Genomic DNA, 21412 nt, shown 5'->3' with positions numbered 1-21412 from the left:
ATGATGAAAAAGCTCATTCTTTCTGTATCCACCTTCCTCGCAGCCGCGCTCGCTGCCCCGGCCGCCTCGGCGGCCGGCGGTGGCGCGGTGATGGACTACACCGCCGACTACACCAACACGGCCTCCATGCAGCGCGGCGCGCGCAACTTCATGAACTACTGCGCCGGTTGTCACGGCTTGAAGTACCTGCGCTACTCCAGCCTCGAGAAGCACCTGGAGATTCCGCGCGAACTCATCGAGTCGGAGTTGATGTTCGGTACCGACAACTACAACGGGCACATTGAGGTCGCCATGCCGGCGGCCTCCGCCGATTGGTTCGGTCAGCAGCCGCCGGATCTGAGCCTGACCGCGCGCTCGCGTGGCGCTGACTGGATCTACAGCTTCCTCAACACCTTCTACGTGGATACCGAGGCTGCAACCGGATACAACAACCTCCAGCTCAAGGGCGCAGCGATGCCGCACGTGCTCGCCGAGTTGCAGGGCATCGTCGTCAAGAGCAAGGAGGCGCACGCCGATGACGGTCACGGTGGCGGCCACGACGGGAACCACGGTCTGAAGCTGGTGCAGGATGGCGTGATGACGCCGGAAGAGTACGAGGCCTTCACTGCCGATCTGACCAATTTCCTCGCCTTCGCGGCAGAGCCAGGCAAGGCGGACCGCATCGCGCTAGGCTGGAACGTGATGTTCTACTTGGTGCTGTTGTTCGGCCTGACCTATCTGCTCAAGAGGGAGTTCTGGAGGGACGTGCACTAGTATGGGAGCACGTGAACCCGCAGCCGTGGCTGCCGCAACCCCCGCCAGTGCCCTGGCGGCGCGCCGAGCCGGGCTGCTCCTCTTCTCCGGGGAGAATCATCTGGGCAGCCACTGGGCACGCCTGATCCTTTGCGAAAAGGATGTCGATGGTGTCGCCATTGAGTGGGTGGATGAGGACTCAGTCAATGAAGACTGGATGACTCTGTCCCCACGTGGCGAGCTGCCGACACTGGCCGATCGCGAAGTCGTGCTCTATCCGGCACGCCTGGTGGTCGAGTATCTCGACGAACGCTATCCACATCCGCCGCTGCTGCCGGTGGAGCCGGCAGCGCGCGCGCGGGTACGCATGATTCAGCATCACATCGCCTCGCACCTCTACGGCCTGGCGACCACTGGTCTCGGTCAGGGGCGCCCAGCGCAAGCGGCACGCAAGGAACTGCAGGAAGAGTTGCTTGGTTTGGCGAGGATGTTCCCGGCGCGCGGCTTCTTCATGGGCAATGACATGACCGTGGTCGATACGGCCTGGGCGCCGCTGATGTGGCGGCTGCCGTCGCTCGGCATTGCCCTGGATTCGGTGGACGGCATGCGCGCCTATGCCGACCGGCTGTTCGCACGCGGTGCCTTCCAGCGCAGCCTGTCGTCGGTGGAGCGCAATCTCGCCGCATGAGGGTGCAGTAATGGCCCTTTCCCGACGCCCCTACCTGATCCGCGCCATCCATGAATGGGCCTGCGATGATGGTCAGACCCCGCACCTGTTGGTGGCGGCGGACTTCCCAGGCTGCGAAGTGCCAGTCGATTACGTCGAGGATGGCCGTATCACGCTCAACATCGGCTTGCGCGCCATCACCCAGCTGAGCATGGAAGGCGATGCCATCGCCTTCTCGGCCCGCTTCGGCGGTCGCCCCTTTGCTTGCCGCGTGCCTTGGGGCGCCGTCCTCGCCATCTTCGGCCGCGAGAGCGGCGAGGGCATCGTCTTTGGCGAAGTCGAATCAGCGCCGGCGGTCGAGTCCGACGACGGCTCCGATGAACCGCCACCGGACCCCAATCCCAGTCCGCGCAAGTCGCATCTGCGCGTCGTGAAGTAGACGCTGCAGATCAGACTCCGGGAAGCGTCTTTCCAGGATTGAGGATGCCCTTGGGGTCAAAGACGGCCTTGAGTGCATGCATCCGATCCAGCGTGTCGCTGTCGACCTCGCGCGCGACAAAGTCTCGCTTGGCGATGCCCACGCCGTGCTCGCCCGAGAGCGTGCCACCGAGCGAGAGCACCACATTGAAGACATCTGACAGGCAGGCATCGATGGCCTGCATCTGCGCACCGTCGTCCGGGTCGGCCAGGATGTTGACGTGGATGTTGCCGTTGCCGGCGTGCCCGAAATTCACGATGGGCAGGCCATGGCGCTTGGAAAGGCCGCGCAGTTCGCGGATGAGCGTTGCCAACGCACTGATCGGCACGACTACATCCTCGTTGACCTTCTTTGGAGCCAGGTGCCGCAACGCGGGAGACAGCGCCTTGCGGGCTGACCACAGTGCGACCGAGTCCTCCACGCTGGCTGCCGATTGCCAATCGAGCAGCCCTTCACCGCGCGCCGCCGCCTCGATGGCCGCGACATCATGCGCAATACTGCTCTCGGCGCCGTCGACTTCCAGCAGCAGCAGTGCGTGCGTGCGCTCAGGCAGATCCAGGGCGCTGTATGCCCGAGCCAGGCGTACTGCTTCGTCGTCCATGAATTCCACCGCGCAGGGAATGGCTGGCTGGCGCATGATGCGCGCCACGGCGGCGACAGCGGCGTCGACAGTGGCATAGGCAGCGCGCATCGTGCGTTTCTGCTCCGGTTGGGGCAGCAGTCGCAGCGTTGCCTCCGTGATGACCGCCAGTGTGCCTTCGCTACCCACCAACAGGCGCGTCAGGTCGTAGCCCACCACGCCTTTGCTGGTGCGGCATCCGGTGCGCAGGCTGCGGCCGGTTCCATCCACAGCGCGCAGACCGAGCACGGCGTCCCGCGCCGTACCGTATTTAACGGCACGCGGGCCACCGGCGCCGCAGGCGATATTGCCGCCCACGGTGGAATAGGCCGCACTGGTCGGATCCGGCGCCCAAAACAGTCTGTCCGCCGCAGCCTGTGCCTGCACGCTGCTGTTCAAGGTGCCGGGCTCGCATACCAGCAGCCGGTCATCCGGCTGGTAGTCGAGAATGCGCGTCATGCGCTCCAGGCTGAGCGCGATGCCGCCTGCGCTCGGAACCGTGGAGCCCACTGTGTTGGTCCCCCTTCCTCGTGCCACCACGGGAACGCCGTGTGCGTGGGCCAGACCGAGTACGACCGCAACATCCTCATGGCAGGTCGCAAAGACGACCCCGTCGGGCAGTCCGTGCAAGCGGCTGTTGTCGTAACTGTACGCCACCCTTTCCGCCATGGCCCTGGTCCAGCGCTCGCGCGGGAGGCGCTCGCTTAGGCTGTTGAAAACCGCGTCAATCGAGTTCACGGGGCAGTGACGTCGAGCACATTGCGCAGCCATTGTGCGCCTTCGTCCGCCTCGAAGGCCACGACATCAAAGCGCAGGCCGCGCATGGCATCTTCAGGGTGACGGCTCAGCCAGACGCGGGCCGCGTGCAGCATGCGCTGCTGTTTGCGTGCGTCTATGGATGCCAGCGCGCCGCCGTGGTCGCGACGCTGCCGGAAGCGCACCTCGACGAAGACCAGCGTCTCCCCCTCGCGCATGACCAGATCGATTTCTCCACCGCGTGAGCGCACGTTGCGCGCAACCAGGCGCAGACCCTGTTGCTGAAGGTAAGCGAGGGCGCGGTCTTCGGCCTCGACGCCGCGCCGGGCCCGCTCAGATGCCAAGGTCCAGGGTGCCGGGCGCGTTGCGCTGGCGACCCGGCTCGCGGCGATCATTCGCTGCCTGTCCCTGGCGCGGCGAACCGGTGGTGAGAATGCCCTCCTCGGTCTCGATCGAGAAGTCGCGCTGCAATGCCGGCAGCGGCTCTGCACCTTCAGCCGTGAGGGTGGCGCAACCCAGCTCGCGCTCGATATGTCCATCCGGGCGAAGTTGCAGAAAACCGGTGGCCCCCGGAAAGGCTTCGCCGGAAGCCCAGCCCTGCTGCACGCGCAAAGCGAGCAGCAAGGCATCGTGGCCAAGGGCGAAGAGCCGCGGGAATCGCTGGAATCGGGCGCCCTCGGTCTCTGCCAGCTGCGCGCGCAGCGGAGCCCACTCGGCGTCGGGCTGCTGCATCATCCAGGGCATGTCGCACAGGCGCAGCCCGCGCAACTCCTCGTGCACCGGAGTGGCGCCATCCCAAGCCAGTGCCGTGGTGTAGATCGGAAGATCGCCGGCTCCGAAGTAGGCGAAGCGCGGGGCGATCTGCCGTGCCGCCTGCTCGCGTGCGATGAAGAATAGCGATTCGGCGTCGCCACGCGGTCGCGCCTCGAACTCCGGTCGCGTGCCGAGGGCGCGGACCAGTGCGTCGTAGCGGGCTTGCGAGGCGTCGATATTGAGCGCCATGCGCACGGGCTCGGTAAAACCGTTGTCGTCTTCGACGTAGCGCGTTTCCAGGATGGCACCGCCCTCGACTTCCGCCGTTTCGTGCAGCGTGCGGGCAATGCGTTCGCTCCAGTCGGCTCGGGTCAGCAGGGCCACCATATGGCCGTGGCCCTCGCGTGCGGCACGGCGCATGGCCGCCCGCGCCTCATCCTCCGGTGCGAGGCCGTACTGCAGTAGATTGCGTGGCGGTACGACCTCGGCGGCCAGCTTGTTGAGCGCGATAACCGGCACCGGGAGGCGGCCAAAGCGTGACAGCGCGTTGACGTGCTCCTTGCGCAGCGGGCCGACGATCAGTCGCGCGCCGTCGGCGAGGGCGGCATCGACCACCGCGCCGATGGCCGCGTGATCCTCGCCACTGTCATAGAAGCGCAGTCGCGGGCGGGGTTCGGGACGCGCCTGCCAGGCAGCAATGAAACCGTCGCGTACCGATGCGGCGATGTCCGAGAAGCGTCCGGTCTCCGGCAGCAGGATCGCGATGTCTCCACCCAGCTCGGCCTGCACGAAGCTGCTTTCGATCTGGCGCTGCAGGGCCTGCTGCGCGCGCTGAATGTCCGCCGGGTGATTGGGATAACGCGCGCGCCACGACGACAGCAGGGCGCTCTTTTCGCCCGGTACTGCCCCGCGTCCAATCAGCGCCAGTTCGAACCAGCCCTGGGCAACGCGCCCCGCCCCGGAGAAGCCGGCCTGCGCTTGTGCTTCCAGTCGGTGCTCCATGAGCAATGCCCAGATGCGGTCGCGGTTTTCCGCAATGGCCGTGGGACTATCGAGCAGCGACTCGCGGGTGACCAGCGCGCTGACGGCACCAGCAATGTCACCCATGGATTCCAGGATGCGTGCGCGCAGCGATTCGGTACGCGCCGCCAGTGCGCGATCCGCAGTACTGTTCGGATCCGGCAGATCCCGTAACGCGGACAGTGGGGTGTTGGCTTCCAGTGAGAGCTCTGCGCGCAGCAGGCGGAAGCGGTGCCTTTCACGGGCGTTGAGCGACTCGACCGGGACGTAGGCCAGGGCCTCTTCCGCCGCGAAAATGCGGCCCTCTCGGAGAAGACGCTCGACGCGATCCAGCGGTGCCTCCTGTTGCGAACGGCCGCGTTCCATGGCATCGGGACCCTGCACACGACCGCGCTGTGCCGGGCCGCAGCCAGCGAGCAGAACCACGATGAGAAGGAGGGAGAGGGCAGCGGCCCATCGGGGCAGAGCGATCATGCGTAAAGTATGGCATGCACCTGTCCCGCCATGCCGCTCCGTGAATCCAGCCAACGAAGGGGCTGCAGAAGCCGGCACCCTCTACATCGTGCCAACGCCAATTGGCAATCTGTCTGATCTGTCGCCGCGTGCGCTACGCGTGCTGGACGGCGTGGACGTCGTGGCCGCCGAGGACACCCGCACCACCGGTGCGATGCTGTCGCACTTCGGCATTCGCGCGCGTCTGACCGCTTTGCACGAGCACAATGAATCCCAGGTCGTGGGCAGCTTGCTGGCGCGTCTTGCCGAGGCGCACAGCGTGGCACTAGTCAGTGATGCCGGCACCCCCCTGATCTCCGATCCGGGGTACCGACTGGTCGACGCCGTGCGCGACGCCGGGCACCCGGTGGTGGCCTTGCCTGGCCCTTGCGCGGCAGTGGCCGCGCTTTCCGCGGCGGGACTGCCTAGCGACGCTTTCAGCTTTTTCGGCTTCCCACCACCCAAGGCCAGTGCCCGCCGCGATTGGCTACAGGCGCATGCGCATTGGCCGCACACCATGGTGATGTACGAATCCAGCCATCGCATCCAGGGGCTGGCCGATGATCTTGGCCGGGTATTTGGAAGGGAGCGACGGGTGGCACTGTCGCGGGAGATCAGCAAGCGCTTCGAGGAACATTGGCGGGGCGAGGCCTCGGCACTCTCAGGATGGTTGGCCGAGGACGAGAACCGGCTGCGTGGCGAGTTCGTGGTCATGATCGCCCCCGGTGCACCTCCCGACCCGGCAGAAGCCATCGACCGCCTGCTCAAGCCGTTGCTGCGCGAGCTGGAACCTTCGCGTGCGGCGCGCGTCGTGGCCAGTGCGCTGGGGGAGCGGCGTAACACCGTCTACCGGCGGGCGATGGAGCTGGCCGGAGATGCCCCACCGGCGGCGAAGGAGTAGACTGCGCACCGGAGTTGGCCGAACAGCCGCTGCCGCTTTGCGGTGGAGGAAAGTCCGGGCTCCAGAGGGCAGGACGCCAGGTAACGCCTGGGCGGCGCGAGCCGACGGAAAGTGCAGCAGAGAGCAGACCGCCGATGGCTGCAGCCACTGGTTGCAGCACAGGCAAGGGTGAAAGGGTGCGGTAAGAGCGCACCGCGCGACCGGTAACGGGACGCGGCACGGTAAACCCCGTCCGGAGCAAGGCCAAATAGGGAAGCACGGCGGTTTTCCGCCAGCGCGTGGCCCGCGCGCGACTTCCGGGTAGGCTGCTTGAGGCGCACGGTGACGTGCGTCCCAGAGGAATGGTTGTTCTCGACAGAACCCGGCTTACAGGCTGACTCCACCTTTTCCACGCGTGGATGGCGCGGACCGACCGTGCCATCCCGCTCCAGCCTGCGCGCCCCGACCGATCGTTCGGAGCCAGATGCGCGACTCGGTTAGCATCCGCGGATGCGGTACTTTCTGGATCGACAGACGCCCGTGCCGGCGTCAGGGCGGTGTCGGCACCACACGCATCAGTGGAGAGAGCGCACATGCTCAGTGTGAGCGGATTCATCGGCGGCTTCGGCCTTCTGCTTCTGGGGCTGATGCAGAGCAGCGGCGCGCTGCGGGCGCTGGGAGCGGCGCCACTGCATCGTTACCTGCTGATGCAGAACGGCAGCTGGCACGCTGCACTGCTGGCCGGCCTGCTCAGTGCACCCCTGCGCGCCAGCCTGGCCGCAGCGGTGGTCGGCACGCGTCACGCCGGACCCGGCGTTAGCGGTTTGTCCGCCGCGATGCGGCTGATGGCTGCGGCGGCATTGGCTGCAACCTTGGCCGGCTGGGGCTTTGCCGTCATCGGCCTGGACCCGTCGCTGTCTCCGGTCCTGTTGCCCGTCGTTGCGGTGGGCGCGTTGCTCATGCTCTCGCGCAGGGCTACGTGGGCCCAATGCGGGCGGCTGCTGGCCGGCTTGGTGCTCATCCTGCTCGGCACGGAACTGCTGTTTGGTGCCATGCCCAGTGTGGCCGGCTACGGCACTCTGGATGGACTCCTCGTCGACAACCCATTGATCACCACGCCGCTCCTCATCCTGTTGGGCTTCGTGCTGGCTGGCGCGGTGTGTTCCCCCGTTGCCATCGTTGCAGTCAGCCTCGCCGCCCTCTCGGTGGATGCGCTATCTCTGCTGCAGGCCGCTGCGCTCAGCATCGGTTGCTACGCCGCACTGGTGCTGCCGGCCATCTCGGCGCTAGGCGCGGCGCCGGGGGTAAGCCGACGCATTGCAGCCGGTCAGGTCCTGCTGCACGGCATTGCGCTGATCATCGGCCTTGCCTGCTTGTATGGCCTGAGTCTTGTCGACCAACACCTGGTGGCCACAGGCATGGATGTACTGCTGGTGGCAGCCGGTTTTGCGACGATGTATTGGCTGCTGAGCCTCGCCCTTGTGGCGCTTGTCGCGCGCAGCCTATCCATGCGCAGCCAACGCCATATTGCGGAGGATCAGCGTCCCCGATTGCGGCCGCTGGAGCCGACGCTTTACGTGGTGCCGGCCTGGGCGCTGGATGCCGCCGTCATCGTCCTGCGCCAGACCGTGGCCGACCTGTACAGCCTGCTGGCGCGTCCGCTGCGCCAGACCGGGGAGGCAAGCACCAAGGCGATCGCAAGTGGTCGCGAGACGCTGGAAGCGATCGAGGCCTATCTCGAACGACTGGGGCCGGTCGATATGCCGGAGGACGCGCGGCGGATGATGCGCATGCGTCAGGCGCTCGATCATGCTCGCAGCCTGTGCGATGACCTGGAAGCGGTGCGCCGGGCACAGGCCATCCAGGATCTGGTAGCCCTGCAGCGTCTGGCCGCCGATCTGGGCGTCGTGCTTGAGCAGTGCGCCGCCGGGCTGGTCAGCGACGGTGGTCTACCGCAGCCGGCCTACGCCGCGCTCGAGCAGAACATGCAGCGTCTGTCGACGGTCGAACGGGGCGCGCGGCCGGCAATCCTGGAGCAGGTGGCCGGCTATCAGATCGGTATCGACGCGGCGCTGGCGCAGTTGGCCGCGCAACGCTGGCTGGAGCGTGTGGCTGTGCATGCATTGCGCACTGCCCATCACCTGCGCGAACTCTCCGACGGCGCACATCCCTCATCAACCCACTAGCACCCCGCAGACAATGGCTGGCAGTCCGATCACGATCTATCACAACCCGCACTGCTCGAAGAGCCGGGCCACCCTCAAGCTGATCGAGGAGCAGGGATTGCATCCCACGGTCATCGACTATCTCAAGACGCCGCCGAGCGTGGCGGAGCTCGACATGCTGTGTACCGCCTTGGACGCGGACCCCACCGACATGGTCCGCTTCAATGAGCAGGAGGCCAAGGACCTCGGCTTGAAGAAGAGCGATACGCGCATGCGTGCCGATTGGCTGAAACTGCTCGCTGAGTATCCGCGATTGATCGAGAGGCCTATCGTGTTGCGCGGCGAGAAGGCGGTCATTGGGCGGCCGCCGGAGAACGTCAAGGCACTGCTTTGATCCCGGCCGCGGTGGACAAGCCCTTTGCCCCAGCGGCGGCGCGCAATGCTGACGCCATCCTGAGTGTGCTGCAGTCGGCCTTCGAGGAGGTTGGCTCCGTTCTCGAAATCGGCAGTGGCACGGGGCAGCACGCCGTGCACTTTGCGCGTGCGATGCCGTGGCTGCGCTGGCAGTGCAGCGATGTGCCTGCCCACCTGCCCGGGATTCAGGCCTGGCTGGACGAGGCCGCGCTGCCCAATACACCGCCGGCGCTGGCGCTCGATGTGCGCGAAGCCTGGCCCGACCTCCAGGTTGACGCCGTGTTCAGCGCTAACACCCTGCACATCATGCATCCGGAAGGGGTGGAAGCCTGCCTGATGGGCATGGCGCAGGTCCTCGCGCCTGAGGCGGTGGTGGCGATCTATGGCCCTTTCAAGCAGGATGGCGCCCATACCGCGCAGAGTAATGCGGCCTTTGAGCAACATCTGCAGGCCGAAGATCCGGGGCGGGGTATCCGCGATATGGCGGACCTCGATGCCGTGCTCGCGCGTCACTCCCTGGAGCGCAGCGATACGGTGGCCATGCCGGCCAACAATCACTGCCTGATCTGGCGCCGCCGCCAGCGCTGATCGCGCATCAATCGGCGCCGAGCAGGGCGCGCATCGCGGCCGCCACCCCGGCCAGGCTTTCACCGGCAACCAGACCCGCCGCCACGGCAAGCAGGTGTCGCGCCGCCCAGTGCGGCTTCCACCAGCGCAGGAGCGCGGCCAGCGCGGCGCCGATGAAGAGCCCGAAGGCAATCCAGGCCGGGATGACGAAGGCCAGGCCCATGGCGCTGGCGCTGGGCACCCAGGCGGCCAGCACGGCGGGCGCGCGCTGCTGCAGCAATGCCAGGCCGATGCCGGCGAGGGCACCCACGACGGCGGCGGGCGTGCTCCAAGGGGGCATCGCCTCGGCGCCGCCGGCAATGACCTCGGCCACCGCCTTCCAGGTGGCGACCGCCGGTGCAGGCCATTCCGGCGTCAGCAACTGCTGCGCCGGGTCGGGGATCAGCAGCATGTAGCTCAGGCTGCCGACAATGCTGCCAACGGCAATGCCGAGCAATTGGGCGGCGAACAGCGGCGCCGGTCGGGCGCCGAGCAGGGCGCCGGCCTTCAGGTCATTGAGCAGGTCGGCAGTCTGACCACTGGCGCCCCCGGTGACGTTGGCACCCATCAGATTGGCGCTGATGCTGCCCGGTACCAGCGCACCGCTGCCAAGCTGAGCGATCTTGCCGAGGGCGCCGATGGGAGGGATCCCGGTTTCTCCCACCACGCGCGCAGCCACGGTGGCCAGGCCGAAGGCCATCAGCACCATCGCTGCGCCCGCCAGCGGCGGGATGCCGAAGAGCCACCATTGCAGGGCAATGACCAGCGCCGCGGCCATGGCGGATCCACCGAGCCAGAGTGCGGGCGCGATGGGGAGGGTCGCCTCTGTTCGGCCTGTGCGCGCTGCACCAGTGCCGCGCCGCCGCCCCAGCCACAACGCAGTCAGGGCCCCTGCCGTCATCAGACTGACGCCCGGCCAGATCAACCAGCCCACCAGCGCGTTGAACCAGACAGTACCGGCCGCACCGGGCTCGACCAGGCCCTGGGCGAGCAGCCAGGGGGCGAGCCCCAGCCAGGCGATGAGCGCGCCGAGCAACAGCGACAATCCGGCGCGAAGCCCGATGATCCCGCCGAAGCCGATCATCAGCAGCGAGCCGTCGAGGGCAATGCCCAACTGCTGAAAGCCCACCCCTTGGCCCCCGGCTCCGCCAAAGGGGAAGCGGCCCGGAAGGCTGGCGCGCAGCACCGAGCCGCTGAACTCGCTGATCAGCTTGACCCCAGCAGCCAGCAATGCTGCCGCACCGAGCCAGCGCACGCGTGCGCCAGCTTCTGGGCCGCTACCGTGAATGTCGGACAGAGTCTCTGCGGCGGCCGTGCCTGCTGGAAAGGGCAGCGCGGCAGTGGTCACAAAGCGTGCGTGCAGCAGTGCGGCGATGGCCAGTCCGAGAACGCTCACGCTGAATACCCAGAGCACGAGGGTGATGCCGTCGGGCACTGGCTGATGAAGCAGAGCCAGTGCGGGGATGGGGGCGACCAGGCCGCCCGAGATGATGGATGCCGCCGATGAGGCCGTGGTCTGGTTGATCAGGTTTTCCGGCAGGCCCCAGGCACGGGTACCGAACAGATCCTGCGCCAGCCGCCAGAAGGCCAGGCCCAGCAGCGCCCCGGCAATCGACATGTTGAAGGACCAGCCGATCTTCAGACCGCTGTAGATGTTGCACGGCGTCAGCAGCGCACCGATGACGGCTCCCGTCAGCAGTGCCCGCGCCCCGAGCCCGTTGGCAGGGTCTGCTCGTGACTGCATGGCAGCAGTCTAGCCGGCATGCCGCGCGCACGTGGCGGCAAAGCGGTTTAGGCTCGCCGCAAGAACGCAAAGAGGAGATGGGGGCGGCATGGAACTTCCGGGGATGGATCACGATAGCCTGGGCGGCGCCGTTCCACGGCGTGGCAATCGCTGGACGCGCGCACTGGGGCGCCTGATCCTGCGTCTGCTGGGTTGGCGTCTGGTGGGGGCGATCCCGGATCACGCCAAGATGGTGGTCATCGGCGCGCCGCATACTTCGAATCTGGACGCACTGGTCGCGCTCGGCACGGCGCTCAGTCTGCAGGTGCGCATCAAGGTCATGGTCAAGGCGAGCGTCTTCCGCGGCCCCTTCGACCGGCTGTTCCGCTGGCTCGGTGGCCTGCCGATCGAGCGCGCCGTCGCCGGTGGCATGGTCGAGCAGTGCATCCAGGCCTTCGCCGCTCACGATGGGCTGTTGCTCGGCATCGCGCCTGAGGGCACACGCAGCGCCCCCGCGCAGTGGAAGCGCGGCTACTACCACGTGGCATCGGGAGCCGGTGTGCCGATCCTGCCCGTGGTGCTGGACTACGATCGCCGCCGCGTCTGCTTCATGCCGCTGATCGAGCCCAGTGGCGACTATGACAAGGACTGGCCGGCCATCATCGGGTCCTTCACAACCGCCGCTCCACGCCACCCGGAGCGTCTGTCGGGACCACTCTGCGACCATCTCGGCTTGCCCTATCGCGGCAAGGGCGCGCCGCCGCCGGACCCCTCCTAGCGGGCGGCCTCCGTCAAGCGGCCGGCGGTCAACCGCAGCACGCGATCGTGGGCCGGCAGGCTGTCGGGATGGTGCGCGAGCAGCAGGGCGCTGCGTCCGCTCAGCCAGTGATTCAGGCGCTCGCGCACGATTGCTGCGGTGGCGGCATCCAGGCCGGTGCAGGGTTCGTCCAGTATCACCAGAGGGGGATCACGCAGCACCACCCGCGCCAGTGCCAGGCGTCGCGCCTGCCCGCCGGAGAGCCGGGTGCCATGCTCGCCGACCCAGGTGTCGAGACCGTCGGGGAGCTGGCGCACGACCGCGTCCAGGGCCGCTATCTGCAGCGCGCGCCAGAGCGCCGCATCGTCGGCATCGGGCGCGGCCAGCAGCAGATTGGCGCGGATGCTGTCGGCGAAGAGTTCGCTGTGCTGGGTCAGAATGCCAAGCTGTCCGCGCCACCACTGCGCGCTGACCATCGTCGAAGCGTGACCGCCCAGCAGGAGGCGACCGGACTGCGGCGCGTACAGCCGGCCGACAAGCTGGACCAGGCTGGATTTTCCGCAGCCCGATGGTCCGACGATGGCCACCCGCTCGCCTCGGCTTAGCCTGAGGTCGACGCCCTGCAGGGCGGGCTCCGCCCGCTCGGGGAAGCACAGCGTGACAGCCTCAAGCTGCAGTGCGGGTGCCTCGCTGCCTGCCGGCACCTCAGGGTCCGGTACGGCCTCGGCGGTGTCTTCCGGCGTCGGCGTGAGCAGCTGGTTGAGCCGTACCGCTGCGGTCTGGGTTTCGCCCAGTCGATAGAAGGCCGCGGGCAGGGTGGGCAGGATCTCCATGCCTCCCAGCAGCGCCAGGGCCGCCAGTACTGCCGCCGCGGGCCCCATGGCGTCCCCCTGCAACAGGCTCAGTCCGCCGACCAGTGCCAACAATGCCGCGCCATGGACCAGCGTTCCGGCAAAGGCTTCATGGGCGGCGATACGGTGCATGCGTTGCCATTGCTGCTGGCGCAGGCGCGCATCGAGCTGCGCGGTGTTGCGCATATGCCCGTCCAGCGTGTCGGCGGTGCGCAGTTCGGCGAGCCCGGCGAGCGACTCGGCGATGCGCGCGTGCAGTCGCTCGCTGCGCGCGCGCAGGGTACGGCCAGGGCGCAGCCCAGCTATCAGCGCCATGACGCAGAGCGCAGTGATGGCCAATGTCAGCAGACCCACCGGCCAGAGCATCCAGGGAGTGGCGAGCAGTGACAGGCCCACCGCCACGACCAGTAACAGCGCGACGGCGACGGCGCTTGGACTGAGGACGCGCAGTAACAGATTGTCGATGGCATCCACATCGGCGGTCATGCGGTCGATCAGCACGCTGTTGCGTAGCCACCCCAGAGTGGCAGACGGCTGCTGTGCCAGGCGGGCGAAGACGGCACCGCGCAAGGCCGCCAGCAATTCCAGCGTGAGGTCGTGCTGACGGAGCCGTTCGAAATAGCGTGCCACCGTGCGCGACAGCGCGAAGAAGCGGATGCCCGAACCAGGCAGGAAGATCTCGAAGAAGCTGCGCGTGCCCGCTGCCCAGGCGAGCGCAGTGATGCCGGTTGCGGTGATGAACCAGCCGGACAGGCCGAGCAGGCCGACGGCGGAGAGCACAGTGGCCAACAGCAGCGCGGCGCCGAGCAGCGCGGCCCCGCGCCGCCGCCGCAGCAGGCGGGCGTAGGGCAGCAGAGGCCGCAACACGCGCATCATGGCTGCCAGGCCGCAAGCGGCAGAACGTGATCGGCGATGGCCTTCAGATCAGGGTCATGGCTGGCGACCACCAGACTGCGGCCGTCCTCGCAGAGGGTGCGCAGCGCCTGGATTACGCTGGCGGCGGCGTCGCGGTCCAGTCCGTTGGTGGCTTCGTCGGCCAGAGTCAGCGGCGCCTGGGTCAACCAGGCGCGTGCCACCGCCACGCGCTGCGCCTGTCCGCCGGAGAGCCCGATGCCGCCTTCGCCGATGCGGGTATCGAGGCCATCGGGCAGGGCGGCGGCAAAATCCAGCACCCCGCAGCGTCGGGCGGCCTCCTCGATCTCGGCGCGAGAAGCCTGCACGCGGCCGAGGCCAATGTTGTGGGCGATGCTGCCGCGCGCCAGGAAAGGCCGCTGCCCGAGCCAGGCCACGCTCCCTGGGCGCCCGGGCGCGCCCCCGGCCACCTCGATATGGCCTGTATCGGGGGCGAGATGACCGGCCAGCAGATGCAGGATGCTGGTCTTGCCGCAGCCACTGGGGCCCCACAGCAGCAGGCACTGTCCGCGCGGGAGCTCGAAAGCGAGGTCGTGCAGGACACGGCCATGCGTTCGGCTGAGCGACACGGCGTGGCATGCGGCCGCGGCGTGGGCGCCGGCGGCCCGCGCGTCCTCGCTATGCCGTGCCGGCATGGCGGGGAGTTCGAACAGCGGTGCAAGCTGCTCGGCCGCGCCCAGTGCCGCTGCGCGATCGTGGTAGTGCGTGGCCAGTTGGCGCAAGGGCGCGAAGAACTCCGGGGCCAGCAGCAGAACGCAAAGCCCGCTGTACAGGCTGAGCGCTCCTGCCGGCCCAATCTCCAGATAGCCAAGCAGGCCCATACCGACGTAGATTGCCACCGCGGCCACCGCCACCGCGGCGAAGAACTCCAGCACTGCCGACGACAGGAAGGCCACGCGCAGCACGCGCATGCTGTCCTTGCGCAGCTCGTTCGAGAAGGCGCGCACCTGGCGCGTGGCCTGGTCCTCCGCGTTGAACAGGCGAAGGCTGAGCAGGCCGCGAATGCGGTCCCCGAAGACGCCGGCGGCGCGCGCACGCTGCTTCTCGAAGCGGGTCGACAGCCGTTCGGCTCCCCAGCCGACCAGGGTCATGAACAGGGGAATCAGGGGGGCGGAGACAAAGAGCAGCAGGCCAACCAGCCAGTCGTGCAGTGCCGCCGCAATACCGACAAGCAGGGGCACCGCTACGGCCAGCACGCGCTGCGGCCGGTAGTGGGCAATGTAGGGGCCGATGGCGTCGACGGCATGAACGGCCCGGCTTGCCAGGTCGGCCTGATGCCATTGGGCGATGCGGGCGGGGCCGGCCGCGTGCAGGTGTGCCAGCAAGGCGCTGCGGATACCGCCAATCCGTTGCTGGCTGACGCGCCCCGCGGCGCGCTGCTGGAGATACTGCAGCAGACCGCGCAGCAGCATCAGTGCGGCGACGGCGGCGATGCTCGGCGCGGTTTGCATCACGCTGAGGTCGAGCGTGACCACGCTGTGCACGATCCAGGCGATGCCCATCGCCTGACCGATGACACACAGACCCACGCCGAGACCGGCACCCACGGCCAGCGTCATGCCGGCCGAGCGCCCTCCCGCGTGGCGGGCCAGCCATTGCGCCGCTTGGGCTGGCGCTGCGGCCTTGCCGCCGGCAGCGCCATCGTCCTCAGTGATAGCCACCCTCTTCGGAGACCTTGCCGCGGAATACCCAGTAGTTCCAGGCGGTGTAGGCGAGCACGACCGGGATCAGGAACAGCACGCCGATGAGCAGGAAGAGCTGCGAAGCGGGTGCGGAGGCCGCATCCCAGAGCGTGTGGTCGGGTGGCACGATGTAGGGCCATTTGCTGGCCAGCAGGCCGAGGTAGGTGAAGCCGAAGATGCCCATGGTGGCGAGAAAGGGCATGTATTCGCGTCGCCGCTGCACGGCGACCCACAGCCGCCACGCCAGAAACAGGGTGGCAATGGGCAGCAGCCATATCAGGCTGACGCTGTCGAACCAGCGCGCGCGCACGTAGTCGTCGGTCAGCGGTGTCCAGACGCTGACGATGGCAAAGACCGCCATCAGTGCGAGCAGCAGCTTCGGCGTCAGGCGGTAGGCCCAGTCCTGAAGCGCGCCTTCGGTCTTCATGATGGTCCAGGTGCTGCCGAGCAGGGCATAGCCGATCACGAGGCCAAGGCCGGTGAGGACGGTGAAGGGCGTCAGCCAGTCCAGCGGGCCGCCGACGTAGGTCATGTTCTCGACCGCGAAGCCCTGAATGTAGGTGCCAACGACGGCACCCTGGGCGAAGGCCGCCACGGTGGAGCCGATGGCGAAGGCCGCATTCCACCATTGCTTGCGTCGAGAGGACTTGAAGCGGAACTCGAAGGCAATGCCGCGGAAGATCAGGCCGGCGAGCATCAGGAAGACGCCGATGTACAGCGCCGGCAGAAACACCGAGTAGACCAGCGGAAAGGCACCCAGCAGACCGGCGCCCCCCAGGATCAACCAGGTCTCATTGCCGTCCCAGACCGGAGCGACCGAATTCATCATCTTGTCGCGGCTGCCTTCGCCTGGCGCAAAGGGGAAGAGGATGCCGACACCAAGATCGAAGCCGTCCATCAGCACGTACATCATGATGCCGACCGCAATGATGACGGCCCATACCAGGGTGAGATCAATCAGTTCCATGAGAATGCTCCGTCGCGAAGCGACACCAATGCCCCTCTCCCGGCACGGGAGAGGGGGGGGCCGCCGGCCGAGCCGGCGGTGGGGTGAGGGAGGGGTTCAGCGCGCACTGCTCCAGGAGACGGGGCCACCGCCAGCGGATCGCCAAGCGCTCCGTCGCGAAGCGACACCAATGCCCCTCTCCCGGCACGGGAGAGGGGGGGACCGCCGGCCGAGCCGGCGGTGGGGTGAGGAAGGGGTTCAGCGCGCACTGCTCCAGGAGACGGGGCCACCGCCAGCGGATCGCCAAGCGCTCCGTCGCGAAGCGACACCAATGCCCCTCTCCCGGCACGGGAGAGAGGAAGAACGCCAGTCAGACCCATCGCGCTAGCCCCGCAGTGGCCTGAAGTCGAGATCGTCGCCATCGAAGGGCGTATCCGCTGCCGACAACGGCCGCTTCGGGCGCTGACGCTCGGGGTGCTCGGGCGGCGTCTCGATGTCGGTGAGGCCGGCGGCAGTCAGTCGGGTCAGGTAGTAGATGCCCACCACGAAGACCACGGCGTAGACCAGCATGAAGCCGATCAGCGAGAACAGCGCCATGCCACCGGTCAGCGAGGGCGTCAGCCCTTCCGCCTGCGTCATCACGCCGTAGATCAGCCAGGGCGCCCGGCCCAGTTCAGTGGTGAACCATCCGGCGGTGACCGCAATGAACGGCAGCGGCACCATCAGCCGCAAGGCCTGCAGGAAGCCGCGGTGGTCATAGAGCCTGCCCATCATGCGCAGTACCAGTCCAGCAAAGGCGGCCACGATCATCAGGATGCCGATACCGACCATGATGCGGAAACTCCAGAACACCAGCGCAACGGGCGGGCGCTCCTCCTTGGGTACATCGGTGATGCCGGGTACGATCCCATTGACGTCGTGCTTGAGGATGAAGCTCGCCATGCCCGGAAGACCGATGGCGGCGTGATTGGTCTCTGCCTCCTGATCGGGCAGGGCGAAGAGCAGCAGCGGGACGTTGCTACCGCGCTCCCAATTGCCTTCCATGGCGGCCACCTTGACCGGCTGTTCCTCCAGCGTGTTCAGGCCGTGGAGGTCGCCTACTACCAACTGCAGCGGGGCGATGATCAGCAGCAGCCACATGGACATGGACAGCGCGCGCTTGTTGGCCTCGACCGCGTGGTTGCGTACCAGATGCCAGGCGCTGACACCCGCCACCACGAAGCCACCGGTGAGGAAGGCCGCCAAGCCCATGTGCGCGAAGCGATAGGGGAACGAGCTGTTGAAGATCGCTTCCGACCAGGAGGTGAGATGCACGATGCCGTCGCGCATTTCGAATCCGCCCGGCGTCTGCATCCAGCTGTTCGCGGAAAGGATCCAGAAGGAAGAGATGAAGGTGCCTAACGACACCATGATGGCGGAGAAAAAGTGCGCCGCCGGGGGCACCTTGTCGCGACCAAAGAGCAAAACACCCAGGAAGGTGGCCTCCATGAAGAAGGCGGTCACGACCTCATAGCTGAGCACCGGTCCCATGAAATTTGCAGTCGCATAGGAGAAATTGCTCCAGTTGGTACCGAACTGGAAGGCCATGACCAGGCCGGAAACCACACCGAGCGCAAAAACCACGGCGAAAACCTTGGTCCAGAACATGCTGAGCTGTTTCCAGACGGGGTTGCCGGTCTTGAGTAGCAGGCCTTCCAGTACGGCGATGTAGGCCGCCAGACCGATGGTGAACACCGGAAAGATCGCGTGGAAGGACACCACGAAGGCAAATTGGATGCGGGACAACAGCAGCGGATCGAGTTCCATAGTTACCTCTTGCGTGCAGGACGTCAGGAAGGGCCTGCCCCGTCTCCAATATGCGCAATAGTTATATCAATATTATAAATTGTATATACGCATGACGAAAGTGGTGCGTCATGTGCATTTCAACTGCATCAGAATGCCCTTATGAAACGACAAATGCATGGCATGGTGATGAGTTTGGTCGGCCTGTCCATGGGGCTGCTGGCAGGCTGCAGCAATGATCCTGGTCAGCCGGAGGTGGTGGCGCAGCTTGAATGGGACGCCCCCATGGCCGCGGCAGGTGAGGCGACGGTGCAGCTCCTGCCGCAGCGCCCTTCGGCGGGGTTGCCTGTCTTCACCGGGCATGCTCGGGTGCCGGCCGGCGCAACCGAAGTCAGCGTCACGGTGCGCCATGACCCGGACGCAGCGGAGGCACTGGCTTATCGCATGAGTGCGCGCATTGATGCCCCGGGCACGCTGCTGCTGGGGCGGTCTGACGAGACCTTGGTGCTGGATGAAGATGGCGACCGGGTGCGCATCGCGCTGGACCCGCCCTGAGGCGCTTGCATTCCGGGCCCGGCAAAGCGCTATCCTGCGCGTCTAGCCGGGGGTGCCCAACGTCGTTGGGCTGAGAGAGTCCCCTTGTACCTGAACCGGATCATGCCGGCGGAGGGAAGGCGATGCGGGCGTCGTGTGCGCGCTGCATGCGTTCCGCTGTCGGCAGGGAGAGCACACCGCGCATGACCGCACCCGCCACATCCCTCATCGACGACGCCATCCGCCTGCGCGACGAGATCACGCGCCCCTTCCCCGCCAGCCAACGGATCTATGTGGAAGGCAGCCGCGGCCTGCGCGTCCCCATGCGCGAGATCGCCTGTTCTCCGACGCGGACCGAAGAAGGTCTGCAGCCCAATGCGCCGATACGGGTCTACGATACCTCTGGCGCGTACACCGACCCCGACTGCGAGATTGACCTGCGTGTTGGTCTTCCTGCGCTGCGCGCGGACTGGATTGCCGAGCGCGACGACAGCGTCCAGCTCGACGGCCCGAGTTCGCTGTACGGCCGTATCCGGGCGGCGGACAGTGGTACCCAGCAGCTGCGGTTCGAGCATATCCGCGCCCCCCGTCGCGCCCGCGAAGGCGCCAATGTCACGCAGATGCACTACGCGCGGCGCGGCATCATCACGCCGGAGATGGAATTTGTCGCCATCCGCGAGAACGCCTGTCTGCAGGCCATGCGCGCGCAGTACGAGGCGGCTGGCTACTTGCGGCGCATGCATCCGGGTCAGGCCTTCGGTGCGCGTCTGCCCGACGAGGTGACACCCGAATTCGTGCGCGAAGAAATCGCGGCCGGCCGCGCCATCATCCCCAACAATCTCAATCACCCCGAATCCGAGCCGATGATCATCGGCCGCAACTTCCGGGTGAAGGTCAACGCCAATATCGGCAACTCGGCGGTGACCAGCTCCATCGCCGAGGAAGTCGAGAAGATGGCCTGGGCCACGCGCTGGGGTGCCGACACGGTCATGGACCTGTCCACGGGCAAGCACATCCACGAAACGCGCGAATGGATCGTGCGCAACAGCCCGGTGCCGATTGGCACCGTGCCGATCTACCAGGCGCTGGAAAAGGTGGACGGCAAGGCCGAAGCGCTCACCTGGGATATCTTCCGCGACACCCTGATCGAGCAGGCCGAGCAGGGTGTGGACTACTTCACCATCCATGCCGGCGTGCGTCTGCCCTTTATCCCCATGACCGCGGAGCGCACCACCGGCATCGTCTCCCGGGGCGGTTCGATCATGGCCAAGTGGTGCCTGGCGCATCACACCGAGTCCTTCCTCTATACGCGCTTCGAGGAGATCTGCGAAATCATGAAGGCCTATGACGTGGCCTTCTCGCTGGGCGATGGACTCCGGCCCGGCAGCATCGCGGATGCCAACGATGCCGCCCAGTTCGCCGAACTGCGCACGCTGGGTGAACTCACCCGCATCGCCTGGGAGCACGATGTCCAGGTCATGATCGAGGGCCCTGGCCACGTGCCGATGCACATGATCAAGGAGAACATGGAGGAGCAGCTGCAGCACTGCTTCGAGGCGCCCTTCTACACTCTGGGGCCGCTGACCACCGACATCGCCCCGGGCTACGACCACATCACCTCTGCCATCGGCGCGGCCAATATCGGCTGGTACGGCACGGCGATGCTGTGTTACGTCACACCCAAGGAGCACCTTGGCCTGCCCGACCGTGACGATGTCCGCGAAGGCATCGTGACCTACAAGCTGGCGGCGCACGCGGCGGATCTCGCCAAGGGCCATCCGGGGGCGCAGGTGCGCGACAACGCCCTGTCCAAGGCGCGCTTCGAATTCCGTTGGGAGGACCAGTTCAATCTGAGCCTGGACCCGGACAAGGCGCGTGAATTCCACGACCAGACCCTGCCGCAGGAAGGGGCCAAGACGGCTCACTTCTGCTCGATGTGCGGCCCGCATTTCTGCTCGATGCAGATCACCCAGGAGGTCCGCGACTACGCCCGTCAGCAGGGCGTGGAGGCCGAGGCCGCGCTGGCCCATGGCATGGCGGAGAAATCGGAGGAGTTTCTGCAGGAGGGGGCCGAGCTCTATCGCAAGGCCTGACACCCACCACGTATTTTTGGCGCATCGGGCGCACGCGACTATGATTGCGACCGCATTCCCCATTTCGATAAGAGTGATTTATGTCGACGGATTCGCAGCAGCTTCCTGAAATCAAGCTCGATGCCGCGCAGCTGTATCGCGAGGAGCAGTACACCGACCGGCGCGTGGGCTCGCTGAGAAAGCTGATTCCGGTCACCGCGGACGGCAGTGATGATCCCGCGCGCGATGTGGTGTTCGAAGGGCAGGCCAGCCTGATGACGCCTGCTGGTGCCTTGCCGCTGCATTTCGAGATCGATGCCGCCAGCATCGAGGAAGCCCTCGAGAAGTACCCCGAGGTCGCGCAGCAGGCCTTGCAGGAAACCCTGGAAGAAATGCAGCGCCTGCGCCGCGAGCAGCAGGGCAGCGGCATCATCGCGCCCGGTCAGGGGGGCGGCATGGGTGGCATGGGCGGTGCGGGTGGCCCCGGTGGCATGCCGGGCGGCGGCAAGATCCAGTTCTGAAAGTCTGTGATCCCGACGCGGCGCGCGGCGGCCCTGCATTCAATTCG

The 21412-nt window shown here is 66.9% G+C and carries 19 protein-coding genes, 1 other RNA gene and 1 riboswitch; of the genes, 12 read left to right on the top strand and 8 right to left on the bottom strand.

All coding sequences use genetic code 11. The features are described 5' to 3' along the window. Window positions 1–3 precede the first annotated feature (3 nt). The 3 genes from ACOOFO_RS13705 to ACOOFO_RS13695 are packed head-to-tail and all read left to right on the top strand — an operon-like array spanning window position 4 to window position 1838. Complete coding sequence (locus ACOOFO_RS13705) at window positions 4–753, top strand: cytochrome c1 (protein WP_420427310.1); 750 nt, start codon at window positions 4–6, stop codon at window positions 751–753. Window position 754: 1 nt separating this feature from the next. Continuing rightward, window positions 755–1420 carry a glutathione S-transferase N-terminal domain-containing protein gene (locus tag ACOOFO_RS13700; RefSeq protein WP_420427309.1) on the top strand — a complete coding sequence of 222 codons (666 nt, stop codon included), beginning with the start codon at window positions 755–757 and terminating at the stop codon, window positions 1418–1420. Between the two features lie 10 nt (window positions 1421–1430). Beyond that, window positions 1431–1838 carry a ClpXP protease specificity-enhancing factor gene (locus ACOOFO_RS13695; RefSeq protein ID WP_420427308.1) on the top strand — a complete coding sequence of 136 codons (408 nt, stop codon included), beginning with the start codon at window positions 1431–1433 and terminating at the stop codon, window positions 1836–1838. Window positions 1839–1848: 10 nt separating this feature from the next. On the opposite strand, the gene ACOOFO_RS13690 is transcribed toward ACOOFO_RS13695, so the two are convergent. The 3 genes from ACOOFO_RS13690 to ACOOFO_RS13680 form a co-directional block, all read right to left on the bottom strand. Beyond that, window positions 1849–3153 (bottom strand): FAD-binding oxidoreductase, encoded by a 1305-nt coding sequence (locus ACOOFO_RS13690; protein WP_420427307.1) that lies wholly within the window; start codon window positions 3151–3153, stop codon window positions 1849–1851. A gap of 77 nt (window positions 3154–3230) precedes the next feature. Beyond that, window positions 3231–3596: a YraN family protein gene (locus tag ACOOFO_RS13685; RefSeq protein WP_420427306.1), complete on the bottom strand. Its 366-nt coding sequence runs from the start codon at window positions 3594–3596 to the stop codon at window positions 3231–3233. Next, on the bottom strand, window positions 3586–5499 hold the full coding sequence (locus ACOOFO_RS13680; protein ID WP_420427305.1) for a penicillin-binding protein activator: 1914 nt from the start codon (window positions 5497–5499) through the stop codon (window positions 3586–3588). The genes ACOOFO_RS13685 and ACOOFO_RS13680 overlap by 11 nt, the downstream gene beginning before the upstream one ends. A gap of 40 nt (window positions 5500–5539) precedes the next feature. Here ACOOFO_RS13680 and rsmI point away from each other — a divergent pair, with 40 nt between their 5' ends. From rsmI to ACOOFO_RS13655, 5 genes are all read left to right on the top strand, one after another. Next, window positions 5540–6418: a 16S rRNA (cytidine(1402)-2'-O)-methyltransferase gene (rsmI, locus tag ACOOFO_RS13675; protein ID WP_420427304.1), complete on the top strand. Its 879-nt coding sequence runs from the start codon at window positions 5540–5542 to the stop codon at window positions 6416–6418. Window positions 6419–6428: 10 nt separating this feature from the next. Then, an RNA gene (gene rnpB / locus ACOOFO_RS13670) (RNase P RNA component class A) lies at window positions 6429–6803 on the top strand. Window positions 6804–6990: 187 nt separating this feature from the next. Then, window positions 6991–8583 (top strand): hypothetical protein, encoded by a 1593-nt coding sequence (locus ACOOFO_RS13665; RefSeq protein ID WP_420427303.1) that lies wholly within the window; start codon window positions 6991–6993, stop codon window positions 8581–8583. Between the two features lie 13 nt (window positions 8584–8596). Beyond that, entirely contained in the window at window positions 8597–8956 is a 360-nt protein-coding gene (gene arsC / locus ACOOFO_RS13660) for an arsenate reductase (glutaredoxin) (protein WP_420427302.1), read from the top strand. Then, a complete protein-coding gene (locus ACOOFO_RS13655) occupies window positions 8953–9564 on the top strand; it encodes a DUF938 domain-containing protein (protein WP_420427301.1) in 612 nt (203 codons plus the stop codon). The genes arsC and ACOOFO_RS13655 overlap by 4 nt, the downstream gene beginning before the upstream one ends. A gap of 7 nt (window positions 9565–9571) precedes the next feature. Here the strand turns inward: ACOOFO_RS13655 and ACOOFO_RS13650 are convergent, their stop codons facing one another. Beyond that, on the bottom strand, window positions 9572–11326 hold the full coding sequence (locus ACOOFO_RS13650; protein ID WP_420427300.1) for an OPT/YSL family transporter: 1755 nt from the start codon (window positions 11324–11326) through the stop codon (window positions 9572–9574). A 103-nt stretch (window positions 11327–11429) separates the two neighbouring features. Here ACOOFO_RS13650 and ACOOFO_RS13645 point away from each other — a divergent pair, with 103 nt between their 5' ends. Beyond that, window positions 11430–12083, top strand: coding sequence for a 1-acyl-sn-glycerol-3-phosphate acyltransferase (locus ACOOFO_RS13645; RefSeq protein WP_420427299.1), 654 nt, complete (start codon window positions 11430–11432; stop codon window positions 12081–12083). Here ACOOFO_RS13645 and cydC read toward each other — a convergent pair. From cydC to ACOOFO_RS13625, 4 genes are all read right to left on the bottom strand, one after another. Continuing rightward, window positions 12080–13789 carry a thiol reductant ABC exporter subunit CydC gene (gene cydC / locus ACOOFO_RS13640; protein WP_420427298.1) on the bottom strand — a complete coding sequence of 570 codons (1710 nt, stop codon included), beginning with the start codon at window positions 13787–13789 and terminating at the stop codon, window positions 12080–12082. The genes ACOOFO_RS13645 and cydC overlap by 4 nt on opposite strands. Further along, a complete protein-coding gene (cydD, locus tag ACOOFO_RS13635; protein ID WP_420427297.1) occupies window positions 13786–15486 on the bottom strand; it encodes a thiol reductant ABC exporter subunit CydD in 1701 nt (566 codons plus the stop codon). Before cydD ends, cydC begins: the two co-directional genes overlap by 4 nt. Then, entirely contained in the window at window positions 15473–16474 is a 1002-nt protein-coding gene (gene cydB / locus ACOOFO_RS13630) for a cytochrome d ubiquinol oxidase subunit II (protein WP_420427296.1), read from the bottom strand. Before cydB ends, cydD begins: the two co-directional genes overlap by 14 nt. A gap of 363 nt (window positions 16475–16837) precedes the next feature. Continuing rightward, entirely contained in the window at window positions 16838–18259 is a 1422-nt protein-coding gene (locus ACOOFO_RS13625) for a cytochrome ubiquinol oxidase subunit I (RefSeq protein ID WP_420427295.1), read from the bottom strand. Window positions 18260–18400: 141 nt separating this feature from the next. On the opposite strand from ACOOFO_RS13625, the gene ACOOFO_RS13620 reads away from it, so the two are divergent. From ACOOFO_RS13620 to ACOOFO_RS13610, 3 genes are all read left to right on the top strand, one after another. Continuing rightward, window positions 18401–18793 (top strand): hypothetical protein, encoded by a 393-nt coding sequence (locus ACOOFO_RS13620; protein WP_420427294.1) that lies wholly within the window; start codon window positions 18401–18403, stop codon window positions 18791–18793. Window positions 18794–18831: 38 nt separating this feature from the next. After that, a riboswitch (TPP riboswitch) is annotated at window positions 18832–18928 on the top strand. Window positions 18929–18975: 47 nt separating this feature from the next. Then, the gene (gene thiC, locus ACOOFO_RS13615; RefSeq protein ID WP_420427293.1) at window positions 18976–20865 is read left to right on the top strand and encodes a phosphomethylpyrimidine synthase ThiC; all 1890 of its coding nucleotides are present in this window, start codon (window positions 18976–18978) and stop codon (window positions 20863–20865) included. A gap of 80 nt (window positions 20866–20945) precedes the next feature. After that, the gene (locus tag ACOOFO_RS13610) at window positions 20946–21365 is read left to right on the top strand and encodes a hypothetical protein (RefSeq protein WP_420427292.1); all 420 of its coding nucleotides are present in this window, start codon (window positions 20946–20948) and stop codon (window positions 21363–21365) included. Window positions 21366–21412: the final 47 nt, after the last annotated feature.

Source organism: Algiphilus sp. (assembly GCF_965216485.1).
In the GTDB taxonomy this organism is placed as follows: Bacteria; Pseudomonadota; Gammaproteobacteria; order Nevskiales; family Nevskiaceae; genus Algiphilus.
The sequence above is the reverse complement of the archived record's forward strand: the minus strand, read 5'-3'. Positions and strand labels throughout refer to the sequence as shown.